The sequence below is a fragment of the Undibacterium sp. TC4M20W genome (assembly GCF_049340245.1).
Lineage (GTDB): Bacteria > Pseudomonadota > Gammaproteobacteria > Burkholderiales > Burkholderiaceae_D > Undibacterium.
In genome coordinates this window covers 72,284-89,513 of record NZ_JBMPPI010000007.1, presented here as the reverse complement: position 1 = coordinate 89,513, position 17,230 = coordinate 72,284, and the positions used below count along the sequence as shown (strand labels likewise).

Here is a 17,230-nt window from a genome sequence, read left to right as displayed (position 1 = left end):
AGTCACTACCATTAAGTTGCCATCTTAAGCTGGAGGGTTGAGCCAATCTCTGGGCTTGCCCTCAGTCAGACCGGCAATCAGATTATCTGCCGCACGGTTTGCCATTGCCCGCCGGGTTGCTTCTGAGGCACTGGCGATATGCGGTGTCAGTACGACATTGCTCAAGCTTAAAAAGTCTGGATGGAATTTGGGCTCATTCTCAAACACATCCAAACCTGCTGCTGCAATCTGCTTTTCACGCAAGGCCGCAATCAGTGCCTGGTCATCTACGATACCACCGCGTGCCAGATTCACCAGGGTTGCACCCGGCTTCATCATCTTCAATTCTGTCGCGCCTATGGTGTGATGCGAGGCGGCTGAGTAAGGCAGTACCAGCACGACATGATCAGCTTGCTGCAGTAACTCTTCTTTGCTGACGTATTGCGCGTTATTCGCATAGGCTTCCTGTTCAGCACTGAGGCGTGAGCGGTTGTGATACACAACCTTCATATCAAAACCTGTAGAACGCCTCGCTATGGCCTGCCCTATCCTGCCCATGCCGATAATACCCAGAGTAGCACCATGCACATCTGCCCCCAGGAAAGAATCGAAGCGCCATTTAGTCCAGTGGCCCGCGCGCAGCCAGTGTTCAGACTCCGTTACCCGCCTGGCCGTCGCCATCAGCAGGGCCCAACCAAAATCGGCCGTGGTTTCATTCAAGACCTCTGGCGTGTTGCTGGCCATGACACCGTGCGCCGTACATGCCGGCACATCAATATTGTCATAGCCAACTGCCATGCTGGCGATCATTTTCAAGCCCGGCACTTGCTGCAACAGCTCGGCATTGATTCTGGCACTGGCTGTCGCCAGAGTACCGGCCTTGTCCTTGAGTCTGGCAGCGAGTTCTGTGGGTGAAAAAATAATATCGTCCTGATTCGACTCGACTTCAAAATACTGTTCCAGCTTAGTCAGGACTTCAGGAAAAATGGCGCGTGTTACCAGGATTGCAGGCTTCATGTCTGGCCTTAATTAAAATGATATGTAAATTAGCAAATACTTCAAATGCCCATCCATCTGATGATGAACAGGGCGGATGCTGCATGATACCGTTTCTATGCCGAATTTTCCTGCACCCCTATAGCAGTTCAACAACTTTCATCCTGGCTATCATTGCTGCAAGAAAATTCATGCAAGTGATGCAAATCAAGCCAGTTCATTGACAAGTGGCTTACAATTATTCACTTCAGGCAGCCTTCAGGAGCAAAGCACCTTGATTCGCCTGTATTTGCTTATGCGCAAACTATATAAGCCTGATTTGTGAGAACTGCTAAATTGCCTTAAAATACAAGGCTTTGCAGCCCTGAGCCTGTTTTTGCGCCCAGACTGCGCCTAAATCCCGAATTTTTAGTTTAGATTGGACTGTTATGACCCACGTTGTGACCGAATCCTGCATCCGCTGCCGCTATACCGATTGCGTGGATGTGTGCCCGGTGGACTGCTTCCGTGCTGGCCCGAATTTCCTGATCATTGATCCAGACGAATGCATCGATTGCGCCGTGTGCGTTGCAGAGTGCCCGGCTAACGCCATTTTTGCTGAAGAAGATGTGCCTGCAGATCAGCAGCAGTTTATCAAGATCAATGCCGACCTGACCCGCAAATGGCCGTCGATTACCAAGACAGTTGCTCCCTTGCCAGACGCTGACGACTGGAAAGACGTCAAAGATAAATTGCAATATCTGGACAAATAAGTATCTATAAGTATCAGGGGCAGCAATATGGGCTTTGCTTAATCGGCTCAAACAAATCCGCAATATCAGGAATCATCTCGTCGTATGGAAAATAAACAAACTACCGCGGCCAACGCCGCTATTGAAGCAGATGCCGTCATCATCGGTGCGGGCCCAGTTGGCCTGTTCCAGGTATTTGAACTCGGCTTACTCGAAATCAAAGCACACGTTATTGACTCTCTGGCAGTTGTCGGCGGCCAATGCGTAGAACTGTACCCAGACAAACCTATCTATGACATCCCTGCTGTGCCGGTCTGCACAGGTCAGGAATTGACAGACAATCTGTTGAAGCAAATCGAACCGTTTGAACCGACCTTCCATCTGGGCCAGGAAGTGACCCTGGTTGAGCGCCGTGAAGATGGCCGCTTTGACCTGGAAACATCGACAGGCACACGCTTCATCACCAAAACCATTTTCATCGCTGCCGGTGTTGGCTCCTTCCAGCCACGCACTTTGAAAGTCGAAGGTATAGAAGCGTTTGAAAACAAACAGGTCTTTTACCGCGTCAAAGATCCTAGCCAGTTCCATGGTAAAAACCTGGTGATCTGCGGTGGTGGCGACTCTGCGCTGGACTGGGCACTGAACCTGGTTGGCAAGGCTGAATCCGTGGTGGTATTGCACCGCCGTGAAGACTTCCGCGCTGCACCGGCTTCTGTCGCCAAGATGAAAGAACTCTGCGACAACTATGAAATGCAACTGACCATAGGCCAGGTCACAGGCATAGAAACCAAAGACGATGTACTGTCTGAAATCAAGGTCACTGGTGCTGACGGCGTTACCCGTCGCATGCCACTGGATACTTTGCTGGTCTTCTTTGGTCTGTCACCAAAACTCGGCCCTATCGCCGAATGGGGCCTGGACATAGAACGCAAGCAGTTGAAAGTCGTCAATACCGAGAAGTTTGAAACCAATGTGCCTGGCATTTTTGCCGTAGGTGATATCAATACCTACCCAGGCAAGAAAAAGCTCATCCTGTCCGGCTTCCATGAAGCTGCGCTGGCTGCGTTTGGTGCTGCACCGTATATTTTCCCTGACAAGAAAATCCACATGCAATACACCACCACATCGCCAAAGTTGCACAAAATCCTGGGTGTGGAAACACCGGTTTTCGACTAATCCGAGAACCACCCAAACAAAAAAGCGCAAAGATTTTCTTTGCGCTTTTTTGTTTATGAACCCTGGCTTTTCCAGGGCTATAGAATCACAGCCGTCCAATTTCTCAATTTGCTGGCATGTGAGAATCCGATTCCTTGAACTGATTGGCAATCTGATTGAACTCGTCCGTGATTTGCAGGAAGGCATCGAGGATATCAGGGTCAAAATGCGTCCCATGCCCCTTGCGCATGATGCCGATGGCCTCTTCATGCGAAAATGCAGGCTTATAGACGCGCCGCGAGATCAGGGCATCATATACGTCGGCAATCGCCATCAGGCGCGCAGAGAGCGGTATGGCGTCACCTGCCAGATTCTCTGGATAACCTGAACCATCCCATTTCTCTTGATGCGAATACGTGATTTCTCGGGCGAAGCGCAAAAATTCATTACTTTCACCCAGGTATTTTTCTACTGAGATAATGGTTTCACGCCCGTACACAGTATGCAGCTTCATGACTTCAAATTCTTCTGAAGTCAGTTTGTCGGGTTTGAGCAAAATATTATCAGGAATTCCGACTTTGCCTATGTCGTGCAATGGCGCCGATTTGTACAGCAGGTCTATATTTTCATCCGTCAATTCATTCGTAAAGCGAGGATGGTTTTTCAGCTTGCGGGCCAGTGCTGCGACATAATTCTGGGTACGGCGAATGTGGTTGCCGGTTTCGTTGTCCCTGGTTTCAGCCAGCGATGCCATGGCCATGATAATCGCGTCCTGCATCTTGCCCAGCTTGCGGGTTCTGTCCTGCACCAGGCTTTCCAGGTGTTTGTTCTGGTCTTGCAATAAATGCCGCGCCCTGACGAGATTTAATTGCGTAGCCACTCTTGCAAGCACGATAGGCGGACTGATAGGTTTGCTGATGTAATCGACCGCTCCCAGACGCAAGCCCATCTCTTCATCCTGCACCTGGCTTTTCGCAGTCAGAAAGATAATCGGGATATCCGCCGTGGCAGGGTCAGCCTTGAGGCGGCGGCAGGTTTCATAGCCGTCCATCTCGGGCATCATGACATCCAGCAGTATCAGGTCAGGTCCGGGCAGGCTGGAGGCTATTTGCAAGGCTTTCAGACCATTGGTGGCAATCTTGATTTTGTACTGGTCTTTCAACAAACCCGACAGAAGTGAGATATTGTCGGGTGTGTCATCGACGATCAGGACTACCTGCTTGGCGTTTTGATCGAATACTTCATTCATACATCACCCCGATAAGAAGTAATTGCCCCGCATTCCTGTGAACGCCATGCATTAAACTGGATACCATCGTATCAAAGTATTTCATAACCGAGGTTTTTCGCACTATTGCTTAATAAGTTCAGGGCTACATCGTAGTCAAACTGTCTGACTGCACGCATGATTTGTTTTTGCACATCGACGCCAAAAGCATTGGCGATCATTTCTCCTGACTCTAACAGCAAGTCCACTGCTTCGCCATCGTAATCGCGCAACAAGTTACAGCATTTTACAAGTAAATCCTGCATGAGCTCATGATCCACCGGCACCAGATCAAGCACTTTCGCATCTGCTTTACTGGTGGATTTTTCCTGCGCCAATACCTGGTCTATCGCATTGATAGTAACCAACATTGTTTGCGCGCATTCATCCAGCACTGGTGCCAGTTCTGCCAGAGTCGCATTGTCATGCAGCTTCAACTCCAGCTCTGCGGCATAAGGCTGTATGGCTTTAGCGCCTATCAGACCAGCCACGCCCTTGAGGGTATGCGCCAAACGCTCTGCCAGCAGATTGTCGCCAGCCTCCATCGCCTTGCGGATATGCTCGGCAACATGGCGCTGATCATCGCAAAAGCGCGATAACAGCTCCAGATAAAATGAGCGATTGCCAAGGGTGCGGCTCAAGCCCTCTTCAACATCAATTCCCTCTATCAGCAAGCTGCTAGTAATGTCCTGTATCGGTAATTGCACATTATCAAAATTGCTGCCAGTCACATGTGCCGGGCACCAGTGCGAAATAGCGTGATACAGCTCCTTGGGATTAATGGGCTTGGCAAGGTGAGCATTCATGCCGGAAGCAAAGCAGAGCTCACGCTCCTCAACCATCGCATGCGCTGTCATGGCGACGATGGGCAAGCCATCAAAACGGGCATCTGCACGTATCAGGCGAGTTGCCTCATGCCCATCCATTTCCGGCATCTGCACATCCATGAATACGACGCCGTAGAATTCCGGATCGACCTTGCTCACCATATCGACGGCGATTTTCCCATTGCCGGCGATATCGACGGCAACACCGGCGGCCTCCATCAGTTCACGGGCAATCTGCTGATTGATTTCATTGTCCTCGACCAGCAATACGCGCAAATCGGTATATTTGGGCACGAGTACACCGTGACTGACAGGTATCGCGTAATTGCTGCTGGAAAACAGCTCAACCAGACAATCGACCAGGGTTGAGGCATTCACAGGCTTGGTCAGGAAACCGTCAGGCAAGGCGATATCGTCACGATAACTGACTTCTTCACGACCATGGGCACTGACCAATACCATAAGAGGTGTGGGCTGCAACGAGCCATCACGCTTGAGGTAGGTAATGAGCTCCAGCCCATCCATTTCCGGCATGCGCAAGTCTGTGAATACGACGCCATAGGGATAGCTCAGATTACTTTCCCTGACAGCTTGCATAGCAGCCGCACCGCTGCTCACCACATCAATATCGACCGGTAACTCAGAGAGTATTTCCTGCAAAATCTCGGCAGCGGCAGGGTTATCGTCAACAATCAGCAAACGCATGCCATTGATGGCACCGGGGATCACCTGTCGCTGCACTACTGGCTGAGCTATACCAAACCAGCCCGTGAAATAGACACAGGTGCCACAACCTGCTTCGCTGCTCAGGGCAATCTCACCGCCCATCAACTCAACCATGCCCTTGGAAATCGACAGGCCCAAGCCTGTGCCACCAAATTTGCGTGTCGTTGATTCATCAGCCTGGCTAAAAGGACGGAATAATTTTTCCGACTGTTCTTCCGACATGCCTATGCCGGTATCACGCACCTCAAACTTGAGTTTGACTTTGCCGCCAGCCATTTCCAGTGTCTGGCAAGTAACGTATATCTCACCCTTCTCGGTAAATTTGATGGCATTGTTGATGAGGTTGATCAGGACTTGCCCCAGCCGCAAAGGGTCGCCATTGAGATAACGAGGAATGTCTGGTGGCGCACGGAACAGGAATTCCAGTCCTTTTTCGTCAGCCTTGTCAGTCGTTACCGCAGAGATATTATTGAGCACATCGTCGAGATTAAAATCAACCTGTTCGATATTGAGCTTGCCTGCTTCTATTTTGGAGAAATCCAGGATGTCATTGATGATGCCCAGCAAAGAAATACCTGCCTTGTGGATTTTATCTACGTAATCTTTTTGCTTGGGATTGAGTTCCGTTCTTAAAGCCAGATGTGCCATACCGATGATGGCATTCATCGGCGTGCGGATTTCATGACTCATATTGGCCAGAAACATGGATTTGGCTTCCGTCGTCTCTTCTGCATGACGGCGCGCCATTTCGGATTCTTTTAATTCATTTTGCATTTGCAGGGTCTGCAGGCGTATCTGTTCAGCCATGCTTTCCTTGAGCTGGGATTCAAGCAGCTTTCTCTGCGTGATATCCGAGACAAAAGACAGGGTCGCCGGGCGCCCTTCCCAATCTATCATGACGGCAGATAATTCCACCCAGATGATGGAACGGCTTTGGTTATTTTCTATGCGAAAATGATAGTACTGTTCAACGTCTTCACCACGCAGGCGGCGCGTATGATGATCAATCACCATGGGCCTGTCGTCGGGATAGATGGCGGTGATAAAAGACATCTGTGCCAGTTCGTCAGCCTTGTACCCGGTCAGACTCTGCACGCGCGGATTGGCAAAAACGATGCGCCCATCCTGTACAACCAGTATTCCTTCAGTCACGTTATTGATGAGTTGCCGGTAGTGCTGCTCGGACTTGCTCAAGTCTTCTTCTAGCTGACGACGGGCAGAAATATCCATGACCACCCAGACTGTGCCATGGTTCAGGTTGGTTTTATCCACCGCACGGCCAGAAAAATGCACCCAAAAAACGGTGCCATCACTACGCCGCATTTTCAATTCAGTCTCGAAAGCAACACCCTTCAGAACGGACTCATTGACCAGGGCACCTGATTCCAGATACGCCTCTCGCGACTCATAGAAGGGTTCCAGCGAAGCACCCAGGACATTATCGCGCTCTACCCCAAATATTTGGCACAAGGGAGTGTTAACCCATTGCACCCGACCCTGGTTATTCAAGAAAACCATGCCGACGATGGAGTTTTCCAAAATAGTTTCACGTTCAGCCAGTATGCGTTTGAGTTCATCTTCGAGCTGGCGGCGCTCAACCATGGCGCGCTCGGCCATGCGGCGTGCTAACTCCGCTTCTTTTAATTCGTTCCTGATGTGCAGGGTTTGGACGTGCACACGGGTAGCCAGGCCCTGTGCCTTGGCAAACAGGTCAAGGTAGCGCTTTTGCTCGTGATAAGCTTCTTTCCACTCTCCCATTTCGGTAAATATCTCGGACAATTCCTTGAGGGCCCTCAAGGGCATATAGATATACCCATTGCCGCCGACTTCATCAACCCCGCGGCGCAAGTCACGGATGGCTTCTGGATAACGCTTATGAATGCGGTGCAAATGACCGCTGACCCACCAGCTATACGGCTTCAAATGCTTGTCTTCAAAACTGTCCAGCAACTTCATTGCTGCATCACTGAGTTTATCTGCCTCATCCACCTGCCCACGCATGGCCAGTGTATAGGCAGCTACCGAGAGGCAAAATGCCCTGCTGGAATTATCAGAATTTTCGCCGCTCTTGATACCGCCAATATATGAAGCAATGGCCTGATAGGCTTCTTCATATTTGTCCAGCGATACTTTGCACAAAGCCAGCATGGTCGACACAAAAGGTGCCAGCCAGCGCTCGCTGGAGTTGACAGCGATATCCCTTGCTTCTTGCAATAAGACCTCTGCATCTTCCGCATTACCGCTGACGTAAAAAATCTCCCCCAGGTTGGCAGTTACCTGTGCCACACGGTTGGGGATTTGCAGTGCACGGGCGTCATTCAACGCAGTGTAAAAATGCCGTATGGCTTCTTCGGTATATCCCAACTCCTGAGACAAAATACCGAGAGTGTTATAGACAACGACAGAAATGCGGCTGACCTTCATGCGCAAAGCCGGCACGATGCGTGAATGGCAAAGCGCATAGGCATCTTGCACCTTGCCACGGCGACGCCAGACTGCAACAGTGCCAAACAGGGCAAATGCCATGCCCTCATGCTCATCCACTGATTCAAACAGCGTTGCTGCGCGGTCAAATACGGGGGCCGCCTGCTCCATGTGATCATCAAAATAATCAGCAAAAGCGTCGATCAGATCCGCAGCGATCAAGGCAGTGGGGTTGGCTTTAACGGCATCTTGCAGACGCATGGCGACGGCCACCTTGCGGCCATCCGCCGGGTTATCGCGCATCAAGTCCAAGGCATCGAGACAAAGCTCGCGCCAGTGGATTTCTGCTAGAGAACTATCTTTACTCATTCTGCTCGGCTCTTCAGAAAAGAAATGATGCGATGAAAAATCTAATTGAACCTGAGCCATATCCACACTCAAGCACCGGCTCAAATTCATAATCCTTGTATCAGGCACTGCACATACCGCAATATTAATGCGAGTGACCTGCCAATGGATGAACATTGCCTGAAACTGTGTCTTTTACCTGAATAAATACGCGAAACAGGTCTTTTTACGTTTTGCGACAGTAAACGAAACGGCACAAAACAGCGCGAAACAGCGAATTCTTGAAAAATAACTTAAATTTCAACATTTCCACAAGAAATCATTGCATATAAATCAATAATTTAACATTAATTCACACCAACGAGTTGCGCAAGTCTTTTGCTCAGCCAAAAATTTTTAAAACTGGTTTATGATGCATTGCAGCAGTTCGCAACAGTTTGATTAAGTGTTTTTTCTAAGCTTGTTTCGCCCTGTGTCATTTGGTCCCGGCCATCCTGTTTTGACCGAGTGAATGCGTGGCCCCCTATTTGAAAGATTCACTATGCTTTATCAATTTCATGAGCTCAATCGCGCCTTTCTGAATCCCCTGACTCAATGGGCAGAAGCATCTTCAAAACTGTTCACCAATCCAGTTTCCCCCCTTGCGCACACACCTTATTCGCAACGCATCGCTGCAGGCTATGAACTGCTGTTCCGCCTGGGCAAAGATTACGAAAAACCAGAATTTGGCATTACCTCTACCACCATAGACAAGCAGGAAGTAGAAATTGCGCAAAGCACGGCTGTCATCAAGCCTTTCTGCAAATTGCTGCATTTCAAAAAAGTCTTGAGTGATAAAGAGCTGACAAAACTGAACCAGCCCAAAGTATTGCTGGTCGCCCCTCTGTCTGGCCACCATGCCACCTTGCTGCGCGATACCGTGCGCGGCTTGTTGCCCAAGCATGATGTGTACATCACCGACTGGACAGATGCTCGCATGGTGCCTTTGTCTGCCGGCCCTTTCCACCTGCATGATTATATTTATTACGTTCAGGATTTTATCCATTTCCTGGGTGCAGACACACATGTGATTTCCGTGTGCCAACCGACTGTACCGGTGCTGGCGGCGATTTCCCTGATGGCGACAGCCAAAGATCCTTTGCTGCCCAAGACCATGACGCTCATGGGTGGTCCGATAGATCCACGCAAATCGCCAACACAAGTCAACAACCTGGCAACGGAAAAGAAATTCTCGTGGTTTGAAAATACCGTGATCTACAGTGTGCCGGCAAATTATCTAGGCTATGGCCGCAAGGTCTATCCAGGCTTCTTGCAGCACACCGGCTTCGTTGCCATGAACCCTGACCGTCATGCGCAAAGCCATTGGGACTTTTACCAGCACTTGATACAGGGTGATGATGAGTCCGCAGAGCAGCATCGTAAATTCTATGATGAATACAATGCAGTACTGGACATGCCGGCTGAGTACTATCTGGAAACCATCAAGTCCGTATTCCAGGAATTCCGCCTGCCAACCGGCACCTGGGAAGTTGAAGGCAAGCTGGTCAGGCCGCAAGATATCAAGAATGTTGCCCTGTTCACCGTAGAAGGCGAACTCGATGACATCTCTGGCCCTGGCCAGACCCAGGCAGCCCATGATCTGTGTAGCGGCATCCCTGCCAATATGAAGCAGGATTATGTGGCACCGGGTGCCGGCCATTACGGCATTTTCTCTGGCCGTCGCTGGCGCGATATCATTTGCCCAAAAATCGGCGAATTCATCAAGCAGCACTCCTGATCCATACAGATCAATTCAGCTCCAACAAAAGCCACGACGCTCAAGGCCTCGTGGCTTTTTTGTTTGTGGCTGTTGATATTTAGGGGGATAATCACGGCTCTCCATTGTCTTTTATGATCACCGTGTCAGAATCTCTAGCAGATCAGCTTGAAAACGCCTTGCCGCAAACCCAGTGCACCAAGTGCGGCTACCCCGCTTGCCGTCCTTATGCCGAAGCAATTGCCAATGGTACGGCCAACTACAATCAATGCCCGCCCGGTGGGCAGGAAGGTGTAGTGCGTCTTGCCGGCATACTCGGCAAGACTGTTATTCCACTGGACATCAGTCACGGGCTTGAGCGCGAAAGACCGGTAGCAAAGATAGAAGAAGCCTATTGCATAGGCTGCACCCTGTGCATACAAGCCTGCCCGGTCGATGCGATTATCGGTGCACCCAAGCAAATGCACAGCATCATCAGCGAGCTATGCACAGGCTGTGACCTCTGTGTTGCCCCCTGCCCTGTCGATTGCATCAGCATGCTGCCTGTCACGACAGGGCAAACTGGCTGGGATGCCTGGAGCCAGACTCAAGCGGATAAATCACGTCAACTCTATACTTTGCGCAATCAGCGCCTGATACGCGAAAAACAGGAGAATGATGAGCGACTGGCGGCCAAGGCGGCGGCCAAACTCGTCGCACTGGAAGCAGAGCCGGCACTTAACGCAGAAGAAGCTGCCAGCAAGGAACGCAAGAAAGCCATCATTGCGGCAGCCATAGAAAGAGCGCGCATCAAGAAACTGCAAACACAAGAAGACTCAGCAAAAGGTGACAAGCAATGAATGCAGCAAAACGCCAGGCCATTTTTGAACGCTTGCGAGAACAAAATCCACATCCGACTACAGAGCTTGAATACACCACGCCTTTCGAATTACTGATAGCAGTGCTGCTCTCGGCACAGGCCACGGATGTGTCAGTCAATAAAGCTACCCGATTACTTTATCCAGTCGCGAATACACCCAAGAAAATACATGCACTGGGCGTTGATGGCCTGATTCCCTACATACAAACCATAGGTCTGTTCCGCACCAAGGCAAAAAATGTGATCGAGACTTGCCGCCTCCTCATGGCTGAGCATTGTGGTGAAGTACCGCGTCAGCGCGAAGCACTGGAAGCATTACCCGGCGTAGGCAGGAAAACTGCCAATGTCGTCATGAATACCGCCTTTGGCGAACCGACTATCGCGGTGGATACGCATATCTTCCGGGTATCGAACCGCACTGGCATAGCGCCGGGCAAGAATGTCGATATCGTTGAGCAAAAGCTCATGAAATTTGTGCCGGCAGAATTCAAGCAAGATGCGCATCACTGGCTGATACTGCATGGCCGTTACACCTGCATTGCCAGAAAACCCAAGTGCTGGAACTGCATGATTGCCGACTTATGTGAATTCAAGCAAAAAACGCCCTTGCCGGATTCAGTTTAAAAAACACGTAAAAAAAACAAAAGCCTGCATTTTTGCAGGCTTTTGTTCTTTAACAGAGCGTCAAAAGATTCAGACTATCTTGCACGCCTCATCAAAACTCAGACGCGGGGAACGTGGGAACAATTGCTGTGCATCGCCATAACCGAGATTGCAGATGAAATTGACTTTAACCGTCGTGCCAGCAAAAAAGGCAGCATTGAGCTTGTCTGCATCAAAACCCGACATAGGGCCGCAATCCAGGCCCACAGCGCGTGCGGCGAGCATGAAGTAAGCCCCTTGCAGCGATGAGTTACGGAAAGCCGTTGCATCGATATTGGCCTGGTTGCCAACGAACCATGAGCGCGCATCTGCATGCGGGAATAATTGCGGCAGCTTTTCAAAAAACTCCATATCCATGCCGATGATGGCAGTCACCGGTGCTGTTTTGGTTTTTTCAAAATTACCCTGGGAAACACAACCCAGCAATTTTTGTTTTTCAGCTTCGGACCTGACAAATACTATGCGAGCAGGAGAACAATTGGCAGAAGTAGAGCCCCATTTCATCAAATCATATATTTCTTGCAACTGCACATCAGTAACCGGCTTGTCCAGCCAGGCATTGTGGGTACGTGCATTGGTAAACAAGGTGTCGAGAGCGTCTTTGGATAACATGGAGTATTCCTTTCAAATAATCGGAGGATAATAACTCAAGTCGTCAAAAGCTTCAGGGCAGCAAAAGAAAATACCTTTTACAATAGGCGCACTTTTTAATTTGGACCAGCCATGTTCACCCCTAGCCAGCACGATGTACGCCGTTTTTTTTGTGAAACCTTTAGAAAAACCCGCGAAAACCTGATACTGACACCAATAGAAATCATTGCCTCCGACTGGATCAGACAGCATCCTGAATACGACAATGAACTTGCAGATATAGAACAAGCCCTTGAAGCCAATTACAGTGTGGATCAGGGCCAGACCAATCCATTTCTGCACTTGTCCATGCACTTATCGATAGCCGAGCAAATCTCGGTTGATCAGCCACCCGGCATCAAACAGGCGTTTCAGATACTGGCCAGAAAACATCAGTCTGAACATGAAGCGCACCATGAAATCATGGAATGTCTGGGGGAAATGATATGGAACTCACAAAGGACAGGCTTGCCACCAGATGGCCAGGCGTATATAGAATCGCTGAAGATGCGTTGCAGTTAAGCTATTTACCTACTGCACGCAAATTCATTTACGATTAATCGAACGAACGCACTAAGCCGTCCACCACGCCGCTCACAGGCACTTTAGATTCTGTCGGCACAAAGCAAAAAAGCGAGGCTCAGCCTCGCTTTTTTTACGTAACCAACGATTATTTCAGCTGATCGTTCAAGAGTTGCAGAATCTTGTCTGCCACTGGCGAAGATTCCACCTTGCCATCGCTGCCATGTACGGATACCTGGCTGGTTTCGCCAGTCGTCGTGTTCTTGACCAGAATGCGGTATTTCTGCGCATTCTTGGCTGCATCGCTGGATGAACCAAACGAGAACAGACGTGAGAAGAAGCCTTCGCTGGCGCCTTTAGTCTTGGCATCGATGTCCTGATCAACATAACGGACAAAGTACAAGCCCTGGGAACGGTCACGGTCTTCCACTGTAAAGCCTATGCGGTCCAGCGCCAGACCTACCCTGCGCCATGAACGGTCAAAGGCCTCATCCACTTCAACAAAAGTTTTGCCATCAACCTTCAGCAATTGAGAGTGCGGCTTGCCTGTTGCAGCAGGTGATGCCACAGCAGTTTTGGCTTTTTCACCATCAGAACCCAGACGTACCATCAGGCGTGACAGGAATTCAGCTTCCAGGCCAGGATCAGCAGCACGAGGTGTCCATACCGTGCCATCTTTTTGCGCACCAACCAGTACCTCTTGTGCGCCGCGATGGCTGATATAGATCTCTACTTCGCCATTAGCACTACGCTCAATGCGGGTACGGAATTTATCACGCTCACCCGTGGAGTACAGAGAATCAAGCACTTTACCCAGGGTACTGCGGATAATATCCTGAGGAATCTTGGCGCGGTTCTCTGCCCAATCAGTTTCCATGACGCCAGCTTCCTGGTTTTCCACATTGATCAGGAAACCCAGTTCCTGCCAAAAGTCTTTCAATTGTGGCCACAGGGCTTCAGGCGTGTCTTTAACGACCAGCCAGCGGGCATTGCCATTGCGTTCTATACGCATGCTCTGCACTTGCTTGACTGCAACTACGCCAGAGTTAGTGGCGACTTTATTTCCTTTTTCCAGGTTGTAGCTGGATGCTGTAGCACTGCTTTTGTTTGCTTCAGGAATGGAAAAACGACTATCGCGTCGAATTTGCGTCAAATCTGGTGGCACCTCCAGGGATGCAGTCGTTGCCTTACTGGCACTTCTATAGTCGATCTTGTTAGGTTCGAGGATATTGCCGATCGAACTACAGCCAGTCAAACCTGCCAGCGCCAGCGCGCCTATGATGCCGTTTTTAGCAACAAAGCTTTTTGCCATGTGAAAGTCCCTACGTATTAGTATCGAGTATCAATTAAAACTGCGTGAAGCAAACGTGCAAGTTTCCAAGCCGTTCAGGGGGAGTCATTGTAATACACCCGCCTCACGCATTGCTGCGCGAACGGTTTCATGATATTGCTCAGCCATCGTTACCAAAGGCAAACGAATACCAGTTGGTATCAAACCCATTTCTACCATCGCCCATTTCACTGGCAAAGGATTAGGTTCGATAAACAATTTATTGTGCAAAGGAATCATGCGGTTATTGATGGCAACGGCTTCCTTGACATCGCCGCGCATGGCAGCTGCACACAATTCATGCATGGCTTTAGGAGCAACGTTGGCAGTCACCGAGATATTGCCTTTGCCGCCGTACAGCATCAGCGCTACTGCCGTCGCATCATCACCAGAATATACGGCGAAAGAAGCTGGGGCCAGACGTATCAGGTCTGTACCTCTGGCGATATTGCCTGTTGCATCCTTGACACCAATAATGCCAGGAACTTGCGCCAGACGCAGTATAGTCTCATTCGACATGTCTGCGACAGTACGGCCAGGTACGTTGTACAGGATAATAGGAATATCAACAGATTCAGCAATCTTTTTGAAATGCTGGTACATGCCTTCCTGGGTAGGACGGTTGTAATAAGGCACGACTTGCAAAGAAGCATCAGCACCCGCCTGCTTGGCAAACTTGGTCAGGTTGATCGCTTCTTCAGTCGAATTACCACCAGAACCGGCAATGATAGGGATGCGCTTATTGGCATGCTCAACCGCCACACGTATTAATTCGCAATGTTCCTCGACAGAAACAGTGGGAGACTCACCTGTCGTACCAACGATCACGATGCCGTCTGTGCCTTCGGCGATATGCCAGTCTATCAATTTGCGCAAACAAGGCAAATCAAGACTGCCATCTGCATGCATGGGGGTTACGATCGCAACCAGACTACCCTGAATCTTTGTCATGTTAATGCAAGAAAAAAGTAAAACCCTGATTGTAGCGGATACGCTGCTAAACGGGGCGCAAATAGCTGGAATAAGCCTCTAAACTTGTGAGCATTTGCTTCAAAGCTTATCCAAAACACTGATTTTTCCAGTTTTTCTGGCACAAATACGCTGCACCATGGCTGGCTTAGGCTGCTCGACATAGCCATCTTCGTAAGCGATGATGGACATAGTCACTGCGGGATTAGACTGCATTTGCGCCAGAAGTTCGCCTGGTCGTAACAAAAATGCAGGATTAGAGGGTTTACCAAAATTTTCATTACCGTCAGCAAAGGTTTCATAAATCAGCAAACCATCCGGTTTCAGGCTGGCGAGTATATGCGGGAATAATGGCCGGTGCAGGTAGTTGCAGACGATGATGGCGGTAAAACTATGCTCGGCAAAAGGCCAGTCATAGCCACCCTCGCCGGCCTCAAGATCATGCCCTTTAGTCGCTATACCTGCGGCTTGCATGCCAGCAAGGCTTGCAACATCCCTGTCCAAAGCCAACAAAGGTAACCCAAGGCAGTGCAGATAGAAACTGTTTCTCCCAGTACCACAGGCCAAATCAAGTATTTGCCCGGCATCTGCATTAAGCAAATGAAGGTAGCGTTGCAACCAGCTTGAAGGCAGGCTCAAAAGAAGAACTCCAGAGTGCAAAATGCCAGCATCAACCCGCTCCCAATAAAAGGCTAAAGGGATACATGAATAGGGATAACAAGAAGTTACCTGCCAGCATAACTGGCGTCATCCAGAAATTAAGCACATTCATCATCGCAAGACCGATGACGATGAAGAAGCCATATGGTTCAATCTGCGCAAATTTATATGCCAGATTATGCGGCAGCAGGCTAAAAAGTATGCGACCCCCATCCAACGGGGGGATGGGGAACAGATTGAAGGCAAACATCATCAGATTAACGATCAAACCTGCGTTGGCCATACTCATAAAAAATTTAGCCATACTCAGGAAAAACTCTTCCTGCACCTGCATCTTTTGTATCAATGCGGCAAGCAACACCCATGCAAATGCCATGATTAGATTTGCCATAGGCCCGGCCAGAGCAACCCAGGCCATATCACGCTTAGGTTTTTTCAAATTGGAATAATTAACTGGCACCGGCTTGGCGTAACCAAATAACAATCCGGTCCCCGTAGAAATATAAATGACAGCCAGAACAACAGGAATCAGAATGGTGCCAACTGGGTCTATATGCACCATGGGATTCAAGCTTACCCTGCCCTGGCTATAGGCTGTCAAATCACCAAGGTATTTGGCGACATAGGCATGAGCCGCTTCATGCAAAGTAATCGCAAAAATAACAGGTAGCGCATAAATGCAGATTGTTTGGATAATCAGGTCCATTGAGTATTTCTATTTAAGTCTGTCGTTGAAGAGGAAATTGCCCCTGCCATCACAATCCGAACAAAGCAGCGTCACCACGTCCCTGGCGCACCAGTTCTGGAATTCCGCCGGTCATGTCAATGACGGTTGTCGGCACCAGGCTGCAAGCCCCGCCATCAATGACCAGATCGACGAGTTTTGAAAGCCTGTCTCTGACCTGCTCAGGATCAGTCAAAGGTTCTTCTTCATCGGGCAAGATCAGTGTGGTGCCCAGCAAAGGTTGCTTCAACTCTTCCAGCAAGGCATGGGTGATAGAGTTTTCCGGTACGCGCAAGCCTATGGTTTTGCGCGATGGGTGGCTCAGGCGGCGCGGCACTTCCTTGGTCGCTTCCAGGATGAAGGTATAGGGTCCTGGTGTAGCAGCCTTCAACATGCGGTACTGGCTGTTATCAACTTTGGCATATTGTGCAATTTCAGACAGATCGCGGCACAGCAAGGTCAGGTGGTGTTTTTCATCAACGCCACGGATTTTGCGCAGACGCGTGACCGCATCCTTATCGTCCAGATGACAAACCAGTGCATAGCAAGAATCGGTAGGCAAGGCAACGATGCCGCCATCATCAATAATTTGCACGGCCTGCCTGATCAATCTCAGTTGGGGATTATCAGGGTGAATTTGAAAAAATTGGCTCATAAAAAGAAG

At 49.7% G+C, this 17,230-nt stretch carries 15 protein-coding genes; 6 read left to right on the top strand and 9 right to left on the bottom strand.

Annotation, left to right across the window (positions count from 1 at the left end; translation table 11 throughout):
* Window positions 1-24: 24 nt before the first annotated feature.
* Window positions 25-996: a 2-hydroxyacid dehydrogenase gene (locus ACO0LL_RS11540; protein ID WP_422951012.1), complete on the bottom strand. Its 972-nt coding sequence runs from the start codon at window positions 994-996 to the stop codon at window positions 25-27.
* 407 nt (window positions 997-1,403) lie between these two features.
* Here ACO0LL_RS11540 and fdxA point away from each other — a divergent pair, with 407 nt between their 5' ends.
* Window positions 1,404-1,727 carry a ferredoxin FdxA gene (gene fdxA / locus ACO0LL_RS11535; protein ID WP_186951675.1) on the top strand — a complete coding sequence of 108 codons (324 nt, stop codon included), beginning with the start codon at window positions 1,404-1,406 and terminating at the stop codon, window positions 1,725-1,727.
* A gap of 84 nt (window positions 1,728-1,811) precedes the next feature.
* Window positions 1,812-2,882 carry an NAD(P)/FAD-dependent oxidoreductase gene (locus ACO0LL_RS11530; RefSeq protein ID WP_422951011.1) on the top strand — a complete coding sequence of 357 codons (1,071 nt, stop codon included), beginning with the start codon at window positions 1,812-1,814 and terminating at the stop codon, window positions 2,880-2,882.
* Window positions 2,883-2,985: 103 nt separating this feature from the next.
* Here the strand turns inward: ACO0LL_RS11530 and ACO0LL_RS11525 are convergent, their stop codons facing one another.
* Together ACO0LL_RS11525 and ACO0LL_RS11520 are read right to left on the bottom strand one after the other, a co-directional pair.
* Window positions 2,986-4,110 carry a response regulator gene (locus tag ACO0LL_RS11525; protein ID WP_422951010.1) on the bottom strand — a complete coding sequence of 375 codons (1,125 nt, stop codon included), beginning with the start codon at window positions 4,108-4,110 and terminating at the stop codon, window positions 2,986-2,988.
* 71 nt (window positions 4,111-4,181) lie between these two features.
* Window positions 4,182-8,474, bottom strand: coding sequence for a response regulator (locus ACO0LL_RS11520; RefSeq protein ID WP_422951009.1), 4,293 nt, complete (start codon window positions 8,472-8,474; stop codon window positions 4,182-4,184).
* Window positions 8,475-8,994: 520 nt separating this feature from the next.
* Between ACO0LL_RS11520 and ACO0LL_RS11515 the strand changes: the two genes are divergently transcribed.
* From ACO0LL_RS11515 to nth, 3 genes are all read left to right on the top strand, one after another.
* Window positions 8,995-10,230 carry a polyhydroxyalkanoate depolymerase gene (locus ACO0LL_RS11515; RefSeq protein ID WP_422951008.1) on the top strand — a complete coding sequence of 412 codons (1,236 nt, stop codon included), beginning with the start codon at window positions 8,995-8,997 and terminating at the stop codon, window positions 10,228-10,230.
* 113 nt (window positions 10,231-10,343) lie between these two features.
* Window positions 10,344-11,048, top strand: coding sequence for an electron transport complex subunit RsxB (rsxB, locus tag ACO0LL_RS11510; protein ID WP_422951007.1), 705 nt, complete (start codon window positions 10,344-10,346; stop codon window positions 11,046-11,048).
* The gene (gene nth / locus ACO0LL_RS11505) at window positions 11,045-11,692 is read left to right on the top strand and encodes an endonuclease III (RefSeq protein WP_422951006.1); all 648 of its coding nucleotides are present in this window, start codon (window positions 11,045-11,047) and stop codon (window positions 11,690-11,692) included. Before rsxB ends, nth begins: the two co-directional genes overlap by 4 nt.
* A gap of 69 nt (window positions 11,693-11,761) precedes the next feature.
* Here the strand turns inward: nth and ACO0LL_RS11500 are convergent, their stop codons facing one another.
* The gene (locus tag ACO0LL_RS11500; RefSeq protein ID WP_422951005.1) at window positions 11,762-12,343 is read right to left on the bottom strand and encodes a malonic semialdehyde reductase; all 582 of its coding nucleotides are present in this window, start codon (window positions 12,341-12,343) and stop codon (window positions 11,762-11,764) included.
* Between the two features lie 111 nt (window positions 12,344-12,454).
* Between ACO0LL_RS11500 and ACO0LL_RS11495 the strand changes: the two genes are divergently transcribed.
* Window positions 12,455-12,883 carry a DUF1841 family protein gene (locus ACO0LL_RS11495; RefSeq protein ID WP_422951004.1) on the top strand — a complete coding sequence of 143 codons (429 nt, stop codon included), beginning with the start codon at window positions 12,455-12,457 and terminating at the stop codon, window positions 12,881-12,883.
* Window positions 12,884-13,031: 148 nt separating this feature from the next.
* Here the strand turns inward: ACO0LL_RS11495 and bamC are convergent, their stop codons facing one another.
* From bamC to ACO0LL_RS11470, 5 genes are all read right to left on the bottom strand, one after another.
* On the bottom strand, window positions 13,032-14,195 hold the full coding sequence (gene bamC / locus ACO0LL_RS11490; RefSeq protein ID WP_422951003.1) for an outer membrane protein assembly factor BamC: 1,164 nt from the start codon (window positions 14,193-14,195) through the stop codon (window positions 13,032-13,034).
* Between the two features lie 84 nt (window positions 14,196-14,279).
* Entirely contained in the window at window positions 14,280-15,164 is an 885-nt protein-coding gene (gene dapA, locus ACO0LL_RS11485) for a 4-hydroxy-tetrahydrodipicolinate synthase (protein ID WP_422951002.1), read from the bottom strand.
* Window positions 15,165-15,263: 99 nt separating this feature from the next.
* Window positions 15,264-15,821, bottom strand: coding sequence for a class I SAM-dependent methyltransferase (locus ACO0LL_RS11480; RefSeq protein ID WP_422951001.1), 558 nt, complete (start codon window positions 15,819-15,821; stop codon window positions 15,264-15,266).
* A 31-nt stretch (window positions 15,822-15,852) separates the two neighbouring features.
* Complete coding sequence (locus ACO0LL_RS11475; RefSeq protein ID WP_422951000.1) at window positions 15,853-16,548, bottom strand: site-2 protease family protein; 696 nt, start codon at window positions 16,546-16,548, stop codon at window positions 15,853-15,855.
* 49 nt (window positions 16,549-16,597) lie between these two features.
* Window positions 16,598-17,221, bottom strand: coding sequence for an L-threonylcarbamoyladenylate synthase (locus ACO0LL_RS11470; protein ID WP_422950999.1), 624 nt, complete (start codon window positions 17,219-17,221; stop codon window positions 16,598-16,600).
* Window positions 17,222-17,230 lie beyond the last annotated feature (9 nt).